This is a genomic window from Streptomyces sp. MNU76, from assembly GCF_020982545.1.
In the GTDB taxonomy this organism is placed as follows: domain Bacteria; phylum Actinomycetota; class Actinomycetes; order Streptomycetales; family Streptomycetaceae; genus Streptomyces.
The window spans coordinates 1,328,858-1,345,170 of the sequence record NZ_JAJKLK010000019.1 but is presented as its reverse complement, the minus strand read 5'-3'; the positions used below and the strand labels follow the sequence as shown (position 1 = coordinate 1,345,170).

The window sequence follows — 16,313 nt, the reverse complement described above, 5'->3', positions numbered from 1 at the left end:
AGGCCGGCCCTAGGAGGCCTCCCGGTAGACGGCCGCCTCCTCCAGGTCCAGCCTGCGCAGCAGGGTGCGCAGCATCTCGTCGTCGATGTACCTGCCGTCCCGCAGCATGACGAAGACCTCGCGTTCCGCGCCGATCATCTCGCGGGACAGACGGCTGTAGGTGTCGTCGACGCTCTCCCCGGTCACCGGGTTCACGGCGCCGAGCCGCTCCCAGACGGCGTTGCGGCGCCGTTCCAGGACGGTGCGGAGGCGGTCGACCAGCGGCGGCGGCAGTTCGTTGCTCTCGTCCGCGAGGAGTTCGTCCAGCCGGGCCTCGGCGCCCGGGACGCCTGGGCCTGGGCGTTGGCCTCGGCGAGGGTCTCGGCCTGCTGGTCGCGTCCCGGCAGCTTCAGGAGGCGGATCAGCGGCGGCAGGGTCAGGCCCTGGATGACCAGGGTCCCGATGACCGTCGTGAAGGTCAGGAAGAGGATCAGGTTCCGCTCGGGGAAGCCTTCCCCGCCGTTCACGGTGAGCGGGATCGAGAAGGCGATGGCCAGCGAGACGACACCCCGCATGCCGGCCCAGGCGACGACGAACGGCCCCTTCCAGGTGGGGTCGTCCTCCCGTTCCCGGATGCGCCGCGACACCATGCGCGGCAGGAAGGTCGCCGGATAGACCCACACGAACCGGGACGCGACGACCACGAGGAAGACGGCCACGGCGTACCAGGTGGCGCGGCCCCCTCGTACTCGCCCAGCCCTTCGAGGACGACCGGGAGCTGGAGTCCGATGAGGGCGAAAACGGCCGATTCCAGGAGGAAGGCGACCATCTTCCAGACGGCCTCCTCCTGGAGGCGGGTGGCGAAGTCGACCTGCCAGTGGCGGTAGCCGAGGTACAGACCGACGACGACCACGGCGAGCACCCCGGAGGCGTGCACCCACTCGGCGAGCCCGTAGGCGACGAAGGGGATGAGCAGGGAGAGGGTGTTCTGGAGCAGCGCTTCCTCGAGGTGGGTGCGCAGCCAGTGGATCGGCACCATCAGCAGCAGGCCCACCGCGACACCGCCGACCGCCGCCACCAGGAACTCCACGATCCCGCCGGTCCAGCTCGCGCCCTCGCCGACGGTGGCCGCGAGGGCCACCCGGTAGGCGGTGATCGCGGTCGCGTCGTTCACCAGGGACTCGCCCTGCAGGATCGTGGTGATCCGCGACGACAGGCCCACCCGCCGGGCGACCGCCGTCGCCGCGACCGCGTCCGGCGGCGCCACCACCGCGCCGAGCACCAACGCGGCGGTCAGCGGCATCCCCGGCACGATCAGGTAGGCGGCCCAGCCCACGGCGAGGGTCGCGAAGAGGACGTAACCGACCGACAGCAGGGCCACGGGTCGCAGTTGGGCCCGCAGGTCGAGGTAGGAGCTGTCGCCGGCGGCGGTGTACAGCAGCGGGGGCAGGATCAGCGGCAGGACGATCTCGGGGTCGAGTTCGTAGTGCGGCACTCCGGGCAGGTACGACACCGCGAGCCCCGCCGCGCCCAGCAGCAGGGGGGCGGGCACCGGCGTGCGCCGGGCGACCCCGGCGACCGTCGCACTCCCTGCGACCAGCAACAGCAGGGGCGAAAAAGCGCATCGCTTCCGCCGCCTTCGTTTCCGCGTGATGTTCCGCGCGCCCGTCGTAACCTGGCAATCATGAAACAGTGCACGCACACGGAGGCGCTGCCGCACCCCGAGCCCGATCCCCTGAGCGACACCTGCCCGGAGTGCCTGGCCGCCGGGAGCCACCCGGTGCAGCTGCGGATGTGCCTGGAGCGCGGACACGTGGGTTGCTGCGACTCCTCGCCGATGCGCCACGCCACCGCGCACCACAAGGAGAGCGGCCATCCCATCATGCGTACGTTCGAGGCCGGCGAGACCTGGCGCTGGCGCTTCGTGGACCATGTACTCGTTTGACGAACACGACCGAGACGTCGTACGACGGAACCATGTCACCCCGTGACACGTCGACGTACTCGTGTGACACGGTTCGGCGGTCCGGCGCGTGGGTACGTCAATCCGGCGCGTGCTCTTCCCATTTGAGGCCCGCAGACCTCTAGCCACCGAGCGTATTCATAGGCTTACTATGAGTGACAGCATGGGGTGGGGTCCTCAGGACCCCGAGGACACGGCGCTCGGTAGCGCGATAGCGTCACCGCTGAACCACGTAGCGCGTTACCCCGGGGGGCGACCCTCGGCCCCCGAAAAAGCTTGTACCACCTTGGAGGTGAGGGTGTCCCAGATCGCAGGCGAGCCCGGGACCCAGGACTTCGTGGAAGTCCGGCTGCCGGCCGCGGGTGCCTACCTGTCGGTGCTGCGTACGGCGACGGCCGGCCTCGCGGCCCGTTTGGACTTCACCCTCGACGAGATCGAGGACCTGCGCATCGCGGTCGACGAGGCCTGCGCGATCCTGCTTCAGCAGGCCGTGCCCGGCTCGGTGCTCAGCTGTGTCTTCCGTCTGGTCGATGATTCGCTGGAGGTCACGGTCTCGGCCCCCACCACCGACGGCCACGCCCCCTCGCGCGACACCTTCGCCTGGACCGTGCTGTCGGCCCTGGCGGGCAAGGTCTCCTCCGCGGTGGCCGACGACAAAACCGTTTCGATCAGCCTCTACAAACAGCGCGGCGCGGGACCCGGGCCGGCGTGAGGAACGGGGACGGGCCGGTGCGGGACGAAGAACGCGGCACACGGGAACTGCCCGCTGAGGACGACGGCGGTCCGCGTGGGCCGGCGCATCTGACGGACGGCGTCGACGGCATCCCCGAGCAGGCCCGGCCGCACCCGGAGGACGAGTCCTCGGCGGCGGCCGGAGCGTCTCGGTGGGCGGAGCCGTCCGACGACGAGGTGTCCTCCGACGGGCAACGGGATCCGGAGGGTGCCCTACGGAGCACCACGTCCTCACGAGGGCGGACTGGGGCCTCCCCCGCTCGAGCACAGTCGAGAGCTGGGGGAACGGTGACGGCGGGCGGGACTATGAGCGAGCACGAGCGACACGACGAGGCGGGCGCGCCGAACGCGCAGCCCGTGCGGAGCACACAGCACGACCCGCAGGACCGCAGCGGGGCGCGAGCCCTGTTCGTCGAGCTGCGCGCCCTGCCGGACGGCAGCGCCGAGTACGCGGAGCTGCGCAACCGGCTCGTCCGGATGCACCTGCCGCTCGTGGAGCACCTCGCACGCCGGTTCCGCAACCGCGGCGAGCCGCTGGACGACCTGACCCAGGTCGCCACCATCGGCCTGATCAAGTCCGTGGACCGCTTCGACCCGGACCGCGGCGTGGAGTTCTCCACGTACGCGACCCCGACGGTCGTCGGCGAGATCAAGCGCCACTTCCGCGACAAGGGCTGGGCGGTACGGGTACCGCGTCGGCTCCAGGAGCTGCGGCTCGCGCTGACCACGGCCACGGCCGAGCTGTCGCAGCAGCACGGGCGTTCCCCGACGGTGCACGAGCTGGCCGAGAAGCTGGCCATCTCCGAGGAGGAGGTGCTGGAGGGCCTGGAGTCGGCCAACGCGTACTCCACGCTCTCCCTGGACGTCCCCGACACCGACGACGAGTCCCCGGCGGTCGCGGACACCCTCGGCGCGGAGGACGAGGCGCTGGAGGGCGTCGAGTACCGGGAGTCTTTGAAGCCGTTGCTGGAGGACCTCCCGCCGCGCGAGAAGCGGATCCTGCTGCTGCGGTTCTTCGGCAACATGACCCAGTCGCAGATCGCCCAGGAGGTCGGCATCTCCCAGATGCACGTCTCCCGACTGCTGGCGCGCACCCTGGCGCAACTGCGGGAGAAGCTGCTCGTCGAGGAGTAGCGCGAGAGTCCCGGCGGGAGCGGAGAGAAGAGAGCCGCGGAGGTCGAGGAGGAACGGGACGAAGCGACGGTCGCGCCGGCGCGCGACCGGGCCACACCCCTCGACCACACCCGCGCACCACGCTCACCTCGACGAACGCCACGCCCCCCGGCGACCGGCCGGTCGGCGATGCCCCCACCGGCACACGGGCACCGACGGCTTCGCCCTCCGCGACAGCGCGCCGGGTCCGAACACGGGTGACGGCTCGCGACCGACGCCGGAGACTGGCGGCTGCGCGTGGGCCACGATCAGCTGCTGACTGCCCGTCCACCCCATGGAGGACCCGCCCCATGGAGGACGTCTCGCGGGGGCGGACGTCTTCCCGGCCGCCGTCAGGCCCTCCAGGTAGCCGACCGCGGTCTCGGCGAACGCGCGCGGTCGGCTCTGACCTGTCAGATGGACCTCGCGGCAGCGATCTTCTCCTTGAGGACCGTCTCGACCCGGTCGCCCTCCCCCGCGGGGTCGAGGATGTGTGCCGGCGCCGGGCCGGCTCCAGAAAGCCGTCAGCGCACCCGGAGTCTTCGCTCTGTGTCCGGCTGCCCCTGCCCCGTGGGCCCCTCGGTCCAGTGCAGCCACCGGTCCTGTACAGCCGCCCGGCCGACCTCGCACGCGACTTTCGCCGCCACCCGCCGCAGCAGGCTTCGGCCTTCTCGTCCGCCCGGCTGCCCGCTGCCCGCTACGGCTTCGGTTGCTGGGCGCGGCCCGGACCCTGGATGTCGAGGGCCTGGGTCGTGGCGGGGTTGATCAGGAGGACCAGCGCGGCCACGGCGACCACCGCCAGCGCGATGCCCGCCGGGATCGCCACGCTGTCGGCCCGCAGCAGGTTGTAGGCCACCGGCAGCGCCATGATCTGGGTGATGACGGCGGGCCCCCGGCTCCAGCTCCGCCGCAGCAGCAGCCCGCGCGCGGCGATCAGCGGCAGCAGGGCCAGCGCGATCAGGGTGATGCCGCCGGTGGCGCCGGTGCTCACGTCGTCCGCGTCACTGGTGAGGCCGACGACGAGCATGGCCCCGCCGCCCACCAGCAGGGCCACCCCTCCAGCGCGGCCAGCGCCGCCGCGGCGGTCAGCCGCCCGGGGCGGGGCTCGGCGTCGGAGGTGTCCGGCGTGGGGGTCTGCTCAGGGCTCACCCCTGAAGGGTAGCCCTCGCCCCGTCGCCCGCTGAGCCCCCGGCGCCCGGCCCGGTTTCCGGCACATGCACCGTGTTCGCGCGCCCCACGTGCTCATCGTCACTACCTGATCTCTCCCTTGATCCGCACCTCGGTATGGGCCGGGTACCACCCAGTAGGTACCCTGCAACTCATGCGTGCACTTCTCGTGGTCAATCCGGCGGCAACCACCACAAGCGCACGTACGCGCGATGTGCTGATCCACGCTCTCGCCAGCGAGATGAAGCTGGAGGCGGTGACCACCGAGTACCGGGGTCACGCCCGGGATCTCGCCCGCCAGGCCGCGGAGGGCAAGGGCGACATAGAACTGGTCGTCGCGCTCGGCGGCGACGGCACGGTCAACGAGGTCGTCAACGGCCTGCTGCACCACGGCCCCGACCCCGACCGTCTGCCCCGTCTCGCCGTGGTCCCCGGCGGCTCCACCAATGTCTTCGCCCGCGCCCTGGGTCTGCCCAACGACGCCGTGGAGGCGACCGGCGTCCTGCTCGACGCGCTGCGCGAGAGCCGGGAGCGCACGGTCGGCCTGGGCATGGCCTCCGGCACCCCGGGCACGGAGGACGAGGCGGTCCCGTCCCGCTGGTTCACCTTCTGCGCGGGCCTCGGATTCGACGCGGGTGTGATCGGCCGGGTCGAGCAACAGCGGGAACGCGGACGGAAATCCACACACGCCCTTTACCTGCGTCAGGCTTTCCGGCAGTTTCTGGAGGAGCCCCATCGCAGACTCGGCACGATCACTTTGGAGCGGGTCGGCGAGGACCCGATTTCCGATCTTGTGCTGTCCATAGTCTGCAACACGTCCCCCTGGACGTTTCTGGGCAATCGCCCGGTGTACGCGTCGCCTAAGGCCTCGTTCGATAAAGGTCTCGACGTGCTCGGTCTCAGCCGCATGTCGACGCCCGCGCTCGCCCGATATGGCACACAGTTGCTCACTTCGTCCCCCGAGCGGGGACCCCAGGGCAAGCACGCCACCACCCTGCACGACCTGACCGACTTCACCTTGCATTCGAAGGTGCCCCTCCCCCTCCAGATGGACGGCGACCACCTCGGACTGCGAACGAGCGTGACGTTCACAGGCGTACGCCGTGCACTGCGTGTGATTGTGTGAGCGGAACGGGCAAAAGTCCTTCCACTCGAACGTTTAGGCCAGGATCCACCCCATGGAAGTACGGCTGTGACACAGTCGACACCGAGGAATCAAAAAAAACTTTCCGGAAGGGGTTGTATCCGCCGCTGAGGTTTGCGAGTCTCTACGTGGCGCTCGGGACAGCCCGCAACACCGGCTCAAGCAAGCGCCAGAACCCCTCCTCAATCCACAGGACCACACCAGTCCGTCTGGTGATCGGCCCTTCACTTGTTGAGGGATTCGTGAAAGCGTTCACATTCACAAGCTAACGTGCATGTAATACCAAGGAGAGGTAGCAGCCATGGACTGGCGTCACAACGCCGTTTGCCGCGAGGAAGACCCCGAGCTCTTCTTCCCCATCGGCAACACCGGTCCTGCGCTGCTGCAGATCGAGGAAGCCAAGGCTGTCTGCCGTCGCTGCCCGGTTATCGAGCAGTGTCTGCAGTGGGCGCTTGAGTCCGGCCAGGACTCCGGCGTCTGGGGTGGTCTCAGCGAGGACGAGCGCCGCGCCATGAAGCGCCGCGCCGCCCGCAACCGGGCCCGTCAGGCATCCGCCTGACATCCCACCCAGCAATAGCCTGAGCTTGGCGGCGCGCACAGCGAGTGCGCATCTCCCGCCCCCGAGCCGCAGCGCGCAGTGCCCCCGGTGCGCTTAATCAGCCACGAGCCCGAGCCCCGGACCACATGATGGTCCGGGGCTCGGTGCTGTTTCGGGTACGCCGGCTGTGGACCCGCCAGTGCTACGGCCGCCGTACGCCCGCTACTTCTGGGCGCGCACCGGGATGTCCAGGATCACCCGGGTGCCCCGCTCCGGCGCCGGGACCATGTCGAAGGTGCCGCCCAACTCCCCCTCCACCAGGGTCCGTACGATCTGCAGGCCGAGGTTGCCCGAGCGGTGCGGGTCGAAGCCCTCGGGGAGGCCGACGCCGTCGTCCTGGACGGTGACGAGCAGCCGGGCCTCCTTGGAGGTGCCGCCCCGGACGGCCGAGACCTCGACCGTGCCGGTGTCGCCCTCGCGGAAACCGTGTTCGAGGGCGTTCTGCAGGATCTCGGTGAGGACCATGGACAGCGGGGTGGCGACCTCCGCGTCCAGGATGCCGAACCGTCCGGTGCGCCGGCCGGCGACCTTGCCCGGTGAGATCTCGGCGACCATCGCGAGCACCCGGTCGGCGATCTCGTCGAACTCCACCCGCTCGTCCAGATTCTGGGACAGCGTCTCATGCACGATCGCGATCGACCCGACCCGTCGTACGGCCTCTTCGAGGGCCTCCCGGCCGCGCTCGGACTCGATGCGCCGGGCCTGGAGACGCAACAGGGCGGCCACGGTCTGGAGGTTGTTCTTCACCCGGTGGTGGATCTCCCGGATGGTCGCGTCCTTGGTGATCAACTCGCGCTCGCGGCGCCGCAGTTCGGTCACATCCCGCAGCAGCACCAGTGAACCGATGCGCGGGCCCTTGGGCTTGAGGGGGATCGCCCGGAACTGGATCACCCCGTCGCTGGACTCGATCTCGAACTCGCGGGGCGCCCACCCGCTCGCCAGCTTGGCGAGCGCCTCGTCGACCGGGCCCCGGGAAGGGGCGAGTTCGGCGGTCGTACGGCCGAGGTGGCAGCCCACCAGGTCGGCGGCGAGGCCGAGGCGGTGGTAGGCGGAGAGGGCGTTCGGGGAGGCGTACTGGACGATGCCGTCGGCGTCGAGCCTGATCAGCCCGTCGCCGACGCGCGGCGAGGCGTCCATGTCGACCTGCTGGTCGGGGAAGGGGAACGCGCCCGCGGCGATCATCTGGGCCAGGTCGGAGGCGCTCTGGAGATAGGTCAGCTCCAGGCGGCTCGGGGTCCGCACGGTCAGCAGATTGGTGTTGCGCGCGATGACGCCGAGGACGCGCCCCTCCCTGCGCACGGGGATGGACTCGACCCGCACGGGCACCTCCTCGCGCCACTCCGGGTCGCCCTCGCGGACGATCCGGCCCTCGTCGTGCGCGGCGTCGAGCAGGGGCCTCCGGCCGCGCGGGACCAGGTGGCCGACCATGTCGTCCTGGTACGAGGTGGGGCCGGTGTTGGGGCGCATCTGGGCCACGGAGACATAACGGGTGCCGTCGCGCGTGGGGACCCAGAGGACCAGGTCGGCGAAGGAGAGGTCGGACAGCAACTGCCACTCCGACACCAGCAGGTGCAGCCACTCCAGGTCGGAGTCGCTGAGGGCGGTGTGCTGGCGGACGAGTTCGTTCATGGAGGGCACGTGTGCGAGCGTACCTGGCGGTACGGAGATGACCGGAAACGGCTGCTGGAGTGGCCGGTACGGGCCCGGGAACACCCGCGGGCCGCGGCGCCTGAGAGGGACCCTCAGCCCTCCCGGCACCGCAGCCCGGAGCAACATCGACCGTGGGGTGTGCGGTCCCAGTCGGCCGAAGGATGAGGATCCGGAGCAGTCAGGGCAGAGAGCGCCGGGTCCTCGGTCCGCCTTCCTGTGCGGGGAAGACGGAGGCTTGTCGTCGCGTGCGATCGCCGGCGGTGGGCCGCTGATCGATCACATGCTCTACCACGCATTGTTGACTAGACCACTGCGTGTGTCCATGCGTTGGCGGATGTTTGTTGTTGTTCCCTTGTCCGACATCCGCGGACGGTCCACTCGCAGAGTAGCCCGCTTCGGCCCGGGGGCGGGCCGGAACGCCGCCGCCCGGCCGGTGACCGGCCTCACGCGCGACCCCTGTGGAGAGGGGGCCACCCCTGCTAGATTGGTCTACACCACATGAAAGGTGCTTGACCCGCGGATTCCGGTCGAGTCCTCTTGAGTCCTACGTTCCAGATCGGCAGGCCAGCGTGGAAGTTGTCATCGTTCCGGATGCCAAGGCGGGTGGCGAGCTCATAGCCGAGGCGATGGCGGAGTTGCTCCGGCGGAAGCCCGACGCGTTGCTCGGGGTGGCCACGGGGTCGACCCCGCTGCCCATCTATGAGGCACTGGCGCGGAAGGTGCGCTCGGGCTCCGTGGACGTCGCACGGGCACGGGTGGCCCAGCTCGACGAATACGTGGGGCTGCCGGCCGAGCACCCCGAGTCCTACCGCTCGGTGCTGCGACGGGAGGTACTGGAGCCGCTGGGGCTCGGCATGGACGCGTTCATGGGGCCCGACGGCACCGCCGAGGACGTGGCGGGGGCCAGCGAGGCGTACGACAGGGCGCTGGCCGAGGCGGGGGGTGTGGACCTGCAGGTGCTCGGCATAGGCACCGACGGGCACATCGGGTTCAACGAGCCGTGCTCGTCGCTCGCGTCCCGGACGCGGATCAAGACCCTCACCGAGCAGACCCGGATCGACAACGCGCGGTTCTTCGACGGCGACATCGACCAGGTGCCGCACCACGTCATCACGCAGGGCATCGGCACGATCCTGGAGGCCCGGCACCTGGTGCTGCTCGCCACGGGCGAGGGCAAGGCGGACGCCGTCGCGGCGACCGTGGAGGGACCGGTGGCAGCTGTGTGCCCCGCGTCGGCGCTGCAGCTGCACCGCCACGCGACCGTCGTGGTGGACGAGGGCGCCGCGTCGAAGCTGAAGCTCGCGGACTACTTCCGGCACACGTACGACAACAAGCCGGACTGGCAGGGCATCTAGGGGGTGTTTCGAAAGTCCTGTGCGGTGCCCGCGGTGTCCGGTGCGTGCTCTCGGCGTGCCGGACGAAAGCCCTCGTACTGGACGTACTTGGGGTTTCGGCCGGTGCGGCGAGAGTGCGTGCCGGGCGCCGTGGGTGCTGTGCGGGACTTTCGAAACACGCCCTAGGGCGGCCCGGGGTACACGTAGGCGCCACAGCCCGGGGAGGAGGGCTGTGGCGCCGGTGTGTTTCCGGGCGGGGTCCGGTGTGTTTCTCGGGGCGGGGTGGGGCGCGGGTCGGTGCGTCCCCGCCTCGACGGCACGATGTCCCGCCTCTAGGAGACGATGTCCCGCCTCTGGCGCCCGCCCGCGATGACCTCCGCCGCCGCCCTCCCGCAGACCCTCGCGGCGCCGTGGGTGGCGATGTGGAGGGCGGCTCGGGCGGGGACTGGGGACGCCCATCTCGACCACGATGGTGTCGGGGCGGGTGGTGAGGAGGATGTCCAGGGCGGCGGTCATCCAGGGGTGGCGGTGTTCGTCGCGGACGACGGCGACGATCCGGCGAGTGCCCGCGACCGCCAGGGCCGAGGCACCGGCGCTGTCGCCGGCGAAGGTGCCCGTCTCGGTGCCGGGGAGGAGGCGGGCCAGTTCCGCGCCGACGCCCCAGGGGTCTCGTCGCCCACGGCGATGTTCGCCACCGGGGTGAAGGCCGCGACGTAGACGGGCTGGGTGGGCGGGGCGTAGGGCTCCGTGAACGTCGTCGTCAGGGCGCGGCGGGCGGCCACGAGACCGATGCCCCGTCGGCGCCGTCGGTCCGCCCGAGGCGCTCGGGCGACGTGCCGTCGACGCCTTCCGCTCCCCCGGCGGCCTCTCGCGTCCAGCGCGCCAGAGCCCGGACCCGGTTCGCCGCGTCCGCCAGGCGCTCCTCGGGCAGCTCGCCGGTGCGGACGGCGGTGACGAGGGCGTCGCGAAGGCGGAGGACGGTCTCCTCGTCGGCGAGGCCGCCACCGACGCAGATGGCGTCGGCACCGGCGGCGAGCGCGAGGACACTGCCGTGTTCGATGCCGTAGGTGCCGGCGATGGCCCGCATCTCCATGCCGTCGGTGACGATGAGGCCGTCGTAGCCCAGCTCGTCGCGGAGGAGGCCGGTGAGGACGGAGTGGGACAACGTTGCCGGAACGTCGGGGTCCAGGACCGGGACCAGGATGTGGGCGCTCATCATGGCGCGCGACCCGGCGGCGATGGCGGCCCGGAAGGGGGCCAGGTCCCGGGTGTCCACCAGCGAGCGGTCCGCGTCGATGCGGGGCAGCGAGAGATGGGAGTCGACGGCGGTGTCGCCGTGGCCCGGGAAGTGCTTGGTGCAGGCGGCGACGCCCGCGGCCTGCAGGCCGCCGACATAGGCGGCCGTGTGGCGGGCGACCAGGTCGGGGTCGGCGCCGAAGGAGCGGACCCCGATGACGGGGTTGGACGGGTTGGCGTTCACGTCCGCCGACGGGGCCCAGTTGAAGTTGACGCCGCACTCCGCCAGTCGGCGGCCCAGGGCGAAGGCGACCTGTCGGGTGAGGTCGGTGTCGTCGACCGCGCCCAGGGCGTGGTTGCCCGGGAAGGAGGACCCGGTGCGGACCTCCAGGCGGGTGACGTCGCCGCCCTCCTCGTCGATCGCGACCAGGACGTCCTCGTGCTCGGCGCGCAGCTGCGCGGTCAGGGCGGCGAGTTGTCCGGGCGAGACGATGTTGCGGCCGAAGAGACCGACGGAGGCGAGGCCCTCGCCGAGGCGGCGCAGCAGCCAGTCGGGGGCGGTGGTGCCCGTGAAGCCGGGCTGAAGGACCGTCAGGGCGTCCCGGGCGAGCCCGTCCTGTCCGGACGGGGAACCGGGCGTGCCGGTGGCGAAGGTCGTCGGTGACATCAGGGTCGGTTATCCCTTCACGGCGCCCGCGGTGAGGCCCGCGGCCATCTTGCGCTGGACGAGGAGGAAGAGGACGACGATCGGCACGGCCATCATGGTGGAGCCGGCCATCATCGGGGCGTATTCGGTGCCGTGTTTGGTGGTGAAGTTGCCCAGCCAGACGGTCGCGGTCTGGTTCTGCTGACTCATCAGCATCAGGGCGTACAGATACTCGTTCCACGCCTGGATGAAGCCGTAGACGGAGGTCGCCACCATGCCCGGGGCGAGCAGCGGGAACACCACGCGGATGAAGGCGGTGGTGCGGGAGCAGCCGTCGACCATGGCCGCCTCCTCCAGTTCGCGCGGGATGTTGACGATGAAGCCGCGCAGCGTCCACACGGTGAACGGGAGGATGAAGGTCAGATAGGTGATGATCAGACCGGTCAGGCGGTCGTACTGCCCGAGATCGTTCAGGAGCAGGAAGACCGGGATGATCATGGCGACCAGCGGGACCATCTGCACGGCCAGGATGCCGACGATGACGACCTTCCGGCCGCGGAAGGCGAAGCGGGAGATGGCCAGGGCGGCCAGCATGCCGACGACGATGCCGATCACGACCACGGTCAGGGACACGATGAGGCTGCGGCCGACCGGGCCCCAGAAGTCGGCGATGTTCAGCGCCCGGCTGAAGTTGGAGAGGGTCAAGGCGGTCGGCAGCAGGCTCGGGTCCGGGTCGATGGCGTCCTTCGCCGGTTTGAACGCCGTGTTCAGCATCCAGTAGACGGGGAAGCCGGCCGTGACGAAGACACACAGTCCGAGGAGGTTCCAGCCGAGCCTGGACTTCCGGGGGCCGGAGCGGCTCTTCGTGTTCTTCCGGGGACCGGAGACGGTGGCGGTGCTCATTCGACTTCTCCGATCTTCAGCATCTGACGCATGTAGACGCCGATCACGCCGAGCAGCAGCAGCACGGTGAGCAGGGCGATCGCCGAGCCCTGCGCGTAGTCGTTGACCACGAACGCCCTGTCGTACGAGTAGGTCGTGAGCAACTGGAACTCGGCCTCCGGATGGCCGTTACGCATCACGAAGACCTGCGGGAAGACGCCCATGTCCCAGATGACGGAGAGGGTCGTGAGCATCACGATGATGGGCTTGAGGATGGGCAGGGTGACGTAGCGGAAGACGCCCCAGGCGCCGGCGCCGTCGAGACGTGCGGCCTCCTCCAACTCCTTGGGGACCTGGGTGAGTCCGGCGCTCAGGGTGATGACGACGAACGGCACCGCGCCCCAGACGACGAGGAGCGTGATGACGGCCAGGCCCTCGGGTCCGCTGGCGAACCAGTTGTGGCCGATCATGTCGACGCCGGGGAGTTTGCTGAGGAGCGCGTTGAAGATGCCGTAGTCGGAGTCGAAGAGCCACTTGAAGACGGTGGTGGCCACGATGATCGGCATGCCCCAACTCGCCACGAGCGCGATGTTGATGAGCGTCTTCACCCAGCCGGAGACCCGCTGGAGCAGCAGGGCGATCGCCATGCCGATGACCATCGTGAAGACGACGCAGGCGGCGGCGAAGACGATGGTCCGGACGACGACCGCCCAGAACTCGCTGTCGCCGAGCACCTTGGCGAAGTTGTCGAAGCCGACCGACTCCGCCGGCTTGAACCCCCAGAGCTGCGACTGGCCGAACTCCTGGAAGGACAGGGTGACGAGCCGGACGAGCGGGTAGCCGAGGACGACGGCGAGGATCAGCAGACAGGGAGCCAGCAGGGCCCAGGGAACGGCGGCCCCGCCGGAGGTCCGCTTCCCGGTCGGCCGTTCCGGCGCCGCCGGCGGGGGCGGTGGCCCCGGCCGCACGGGCGGCACCTTCGCTGGGGCGGTCGTGTCTGCGGCACTCATCGCGCACTCCTAAGCAGATGAAGGAGGGGTCGGCAGCAGCGCGCCTCCGAAGGGGCGCGAGGTACTGCGCGACCAGCCACGACGCACCGGCACCGAACCCGACACCCCATCGCGGCACTTTCGTAGATCACCCACCGGTCGAACCGATGTCTTCGACCGGCACCGACCGATGTCCCCCACCGGCCGGCCCTGTGGCAGTCACCGGCCGGACCCGGGGCGCCCATCGGTCGAGCCGACGCGGCACCCCCGGTCGGGCCCGCCACCACGGCCGGGCCCGACCGGCAGGTCACCTCACTCGTTGTTGATGACCTTGTCGATCTCGGCGTCGGCGGCCTTCGCGGCCTCCTCGACCGACTTCTTGCCGGTGCCGATGGACTGCAGCATCGTCTGGAGGATCTGCGCCTTCTCGACCTGGCCCCAGCCCGGTGCCATCGGCACGAACCAGTTGGACTCGGCCGCGGTGGCCGGGACCGCCGTCGCCGGGTCGTCCTTCAGCGTGGCGAGGTCGGTCTTGTTGTTGGGCAGGTTGCCCTTCTCCATCAGCCCCTTCTGACCGGCGGGCCCGGTGAAGGCGTTGATCCACTCGGCGGCGACGGTCTGCGCGTCGGACTTCACCGGGACGGCGAGGTCGCTGCCGCCGAGGAAGACGGGCAGGTTCTTGCCGGACGGGCCGGGCAGCACGAAGTTCTCGACGTTGCCGGCGAGCTTGCCGGTCTTGTCGTTCTCCTTGGCCGCGGCGGTCGCGCCCTCCCAGGCGGGGGCGAAGATCATGCCGGACTTGCCCTGGCCGTAGACGATGTACCGGTCGGACTCGTCCTTGGTCTTGTCGCCGTGCATGTACGAGTCGACGACGTTCTTGAACTCGTTCAGGCCCTTGAGGGACTCCGGGGAGGAGAGGCCGGCCTTCCACTTGCCGCCGGACTCGACGGCTATGGAGCCGCCGGCGTCGTAGACGAAGGACATGGCCGCGTACCAGTCGCGGGTGGGCTGGTACCAGGCGCTGAACTTGTCGCCCTGCTTCTTCTGGACCTTGTCGAGGGCGGCGGTGAGCTCGTCGTACGTCTTCGGCGGGGACTTGACGCCCGCGGCGGCGAAGAGGTCCCCCCGCCAGTTGGCGACGCGGCCACCGGCGTAGTACGGGACACCGTAGGTCTTGCCCTCGTAGGTGACGGAGGCCTTGAGGCCGTCCAGCCAGGCCCCGGAGTTGTCGAACTCAGCCGGGTCGAGGGGGGCGAAGGCGCCCTTGACCATGTAGGCGAGCATCTCCGTGTTGCCCATCTCGACCACGTCGGGGGCCTTGTCGGTGGCAAGGACGGCGTCGAGCTTGGCGTTCTTGTCGGGCCAGCCGTAGTACTCGTGCGTGATGGTGATGCCGGGGTGCTTCTTCTCGATCGCCGCGTCGGCGGCCTTGACCAGCTCCGGCCAGTTGTTCTGCGCGTCGACCGTGAGCCAGACCGTCAGCTCCTTGGTGTCCGCCCCGGTGTCGGAGCTCTTGTCCTCGCCGCCCCCGCACGCCGCGATGGAGACCATCATGCCCGCGACACAGATCGCGGTCGTCAGCTTCCTCTTCACGCCACCCTCCTCAGGGATGCCATTGCTCAGGGATGCCACAAACCCCCCTGCTCCCCGCGGTGACAGACGTACCGCCCATGGGGCCAGGACCTGGACCAATGGTGTAGACCAGTACGCCGGAGCTTGGCTCAGACCATTCGCCGTGTCAAGGGTGCTCGAACCCCCTCCCACCAGCCGTTATGCGACCTACATATGCAGGAACCTTTATGTAATAAGCCAGCGAAAACCGCGCGACTGAGCCACACTCGTCGGGTAGACCACTGCGCCTCCCTCGAGAGAACCACCGGAGACCCTCCCGTGGACTAGACCAGCGAGGCCCGCAGAGGTATACAGAGAGATCACGCCACGAGGAGCCGGGAAGGCGGAGCATGAGCACCGACGTCAGCAGTGCGGAGAACGAGAACGGGGCGGCCGTCCGTACCGCACGCGTGCCCAAGTACTACCGCCTGAAGAAACACCTGCTCGACATGACCGAGACGCTTCCGCCCGGCACCCCGGTACCGCCCGAGCGCACCCTCGCCGCCGAGTTCGACACCTCGCGCACGACCGTGCGCCAGGCCCTGCAGGAGCTGGTGGTCGAGGGGCGGCTGGAGCGCATCCAGGGCAAGGGCACGTTCGTGGCCAAGCCGAAGGTCTCCCAGGCGCTGCAACTCACCTCCTACACCGAGGACATGCGCGCCCAAGGGCTCGAACCCACCTCACAGCTGCTGGACATCGGCTACATCACCGCGGACGACACGCTCGCGGGACAGCTCGACATCACCGCCGGCGGCCGGGTGCTGCGCATCGAGCGGCTGCGCATGGCGAACGGCGAGCCGATGGCGATCGAGACGACCCATCTGAGCGCCAAGCGATTCCCGGCGCTGCGCAGGTCGCTGGTGAAGTACACCTCCCTCTACACCGCGCTCGCCGAGGTCTACGACGTCCATCTCGCCGAGGCCGAGGAGACCATCGAGACCTCGCTGGCCACGCCGCGCGAGGCCGGCCTGCTGGGCACGGACGTCGGTCTGCCGATGCTGATGCTCTCCCGGCACTCGCTGGACAAGGACGGACAGCCGGTGGAGTGGGTGCGCTCCGTGTACCGCGGCGACCGGTACAAGTTCGTGGCCCGCCTCAAGCGACCGCAGGACTGAGCCCGTTCGGCATCCGGTCCTCCCGGGGCTCCGCCACTGTCGCACCACTGGTGAACCACCGGCTTGAACACAGAACCTCCGCATCCGATATCCGGACAGGGGGTTCCGTACGACG

11 protein-coding genes and 3 pseudogenes are annotated in these 16,313 nt (G+C 69.9%); 7 read left to right on the top strand and 7 right to left on the bottom strand.

Annotation, left to right across the window (positions count from 1 at the left end; all coding sequences use genetic code 11):
• Positions 1–9: 9 nt before the first annotated feature.
• Positions 10–1,588: pseudogene (locus tag E4N62_RS32575) on the bottom strand (Na+/H+ antiporter).
• Positions 1,589–1,663: 75 nt separating this feature from the next.
• Here E4N62_RS32575 and E4N62_RS32570 point away from each other — a divergent pair.
• The 3 genes from E4N62_RS32570 (at position 1,664) to E4N62_RS32560 (ending at position 3,808) form a co-directional block, all read left to right on the top strand.
• Positions 1,664–1,924, top strand: coding sequence for a UBP-type zinc finger domain-containing protein (locus tag E4N62_RS32570; RefSeq protein ID WP_230220073.1), 261 nt, complete (start codon positions 1,664–1,666; stop codon positions 1,922–1,924).
• A gap of 316 nt (positions 1,925–2,240) precedes the next feature.
• The gene (locus E4N62_RS32565) at positions 2,241–2,654 is read left to right on the top strand and encodes an anti-sigma regulatory factor (RefSeq protein WP_033525425.1); all 414 of its coding nucleotides are present in this window, start codon (positions 2,241–2,243) and stop codon (positions 2,652–2,654) included.
• Entirely contained in the window at positions 2,651–3,808 is a 1,158-nt protein-coding gene (locus tag E4N62_RS32560) for a SigB/SigF/SigG family RNA polymerase sigma factor (RefSeq protein WP_230220071.1), read from the top strand. The genes E4N62_RS32565 and E4N62_RS32560 overlap by 4 nt, the downstream gene beginning before the upstream one ends.
• 715 nt (positions 3,809–4,523) lie before the next feature.
• On the opposite strand, the pseudogene E4N62_RS32555 reads toward E4N62_RS32560, so the two are convergent.
• A pseudogene (locus E4N62_RS32555) lies at positions 4,524–4,975 on the bottom strand (hypothetical protein).
• A 172-nt stretch (positions 4,976–5,147) separates the two neighbouring features.
• On the opposite strand from E4N62_RS32555, the gene E4N62_RS32550 reads away from it, so the two are divergent.
• On the top strand, positions 5,148–6,119 hold the full coding sequence (locus tag E4N62_RS32550) for a diacylglycerol kinase family protein (RefSeq protein ID WP_230220069.1): 972 nt from the start codon (positions 5,148–5,150) through the stop codon (positions 6,117–6,119).
• 319 nt (positions 6,120–6,438) lie between these two features.
• Entirely contained in the window at positions 6,439–6,696 is a 258-nt protein-coding gene (locus tag E4N62_RS32545; RefSeq protein ID WP_003992873.1) for a WhiB family transcriptional regulator, read from the top strand.
• A gap of 201 nt (positions 6,697–6,897) precedes the next feature.
• Here the strand turns inward: E4N62_RS32545 and E4N62_RS32540 are convergent, their stop codons facing one another.
• Positions 6,898–8,373 (bottom strand): sensor histidine kinase, encoded by a 1,476-nt coding sequence (locus tag E4N62_RS32540; protein WP_230220067.1) that lies wholly within the window; start codon positions 8,371–8,373, stop codon positions 6,898–6,900.
• 581 nt (positions 8,374–8,954) lie between these two features.
• Between E4N62_RS32540 and nagB the strand changes: the two genes are divergently transcribed.
• The gene (nagB, locus tag E4N62_RS32535; protein WP_230220065.1) at positions 8,955–9,740 is read left to right on the top strand and encodes a glucosamine-6-phosphate deaminase; all 786 of its coding nucleotides are present in this window, start codon (positions 8,955–8,957) and stop codon (positions 9,738–9,740) included.
• A gap of 311 nt (positions 9,741–10,051) precedes the next feature.
• Here nagB and E4N62_RS32530 read toward each other — a convergent pair.
• From E4N62_RS32530 to E4N62_RS32515, 4 genes and pseudogenes are all read right to left on the bottom strand, one after another.
• Positions 10,052–11,622: pseudogene (locus E4N62_RS32530) on the bottom strand (glycoside hydrolase family 3 protein).
• 9 nt (positions 11,623–11,631) lie between these two features.
• Positions 11,632–12,504: a carbohydrate ABC transporter permease gene (locus E4N62_RS32525; protein ID WP_230220063.1), complete on the bottom strand. Its 873-nt coding sequence runs from the start codon at positions 12,502–12,504 to the stop codon at positions 11,632–11,634.
• Positions 12,501–13,493 (bottom strand): carbohydrate ABC transporter permease, encoded by a 993-nt coding sequence (locus E4N62_RS32520; protein ID WP_230220061.1) that lies wholly within the window; start codon positions 13,491–13,493, stop codon positions 12,501–12,503. The genes E4N62_RS32525 and E4N62_RS32520 overlap by 4 nt, the downstream gene beginning before the upstream one ends.
• Positions 13,494–13,784: 291 nt before the next feature.
• The gene (locus E4N62_RS32515; RefSeq protein ID WP_230220059.1) at positions 13,785–15,065 is read right to left on the bottom strand and encodes an extracellular solute-binding protein; all 1,281 of its coding nucleotides are present in this window, start codon (positions 15,063–15,065) and stop codon (positions 13,785–13,787) included.
• Positions 15,066–15,433: 368 nt separating this feature from the next.
• On the opposite strand from E4N62_RS32515, the gene E4N62_RS32510 reads away from it, so the two are divergent.
• Positions 15,434–16,198, top strand: a complete 765-nt coding sequence (locus tag E4N62_RS32510; RefSeq protein ID WP_184899259.1) for a GntR family transcriptional regulator — start codon at positions 15,434–15,436, stop codon at positions 16,196–16,198.
• Positions 16,199–16,313 lie beyond the last annotated feature (115 nt).

Coding starts and splice junctions, on each gene's coding strand:
- E4N62_RS32550 (WP_230220069.1), top strand. CDS start 5,148: ATGCGTGCACTTCTCGTGGTCAATCCGGCGGCAACCACCACAAGCGCA.
- E4N62_RS32525 (WP_230220063.1), bottom strand. CDS start 12,504: ATGAGCACCGCCACCGTCTCCGGTCCCCGGAAGAACACGAAGAGCCGC.
- E4N62_RS32510 (WP_184899259.1), top strand. CDS start 15,434: ATGAGCACCGACGTCAGCAGTGCGGAGAACGAGAACGGGGCGGCCGTC.
- E4N62_RS32545 (WP_003992873.1), top strand. CDS start 6,439: ATGGACTGGCGTCACAACGCCGTTTGCCGCGAGGAAGACCCCGAGCTC.
- E4N62_RS32520 (WP_230220061.1), bottom strand. CDS start 13,493: ATGAGTGCCGCAGACACGACCGCCCCAGCGAAGGTGCCGCCCGTGCGG.
- E4N62_RS32570 (WP_230220073.1), top strand. CDS start 1,664: ATGAAACAGTGCACGCACACGGAGGCGCTGCCGCACCCCGAGCCCGAT.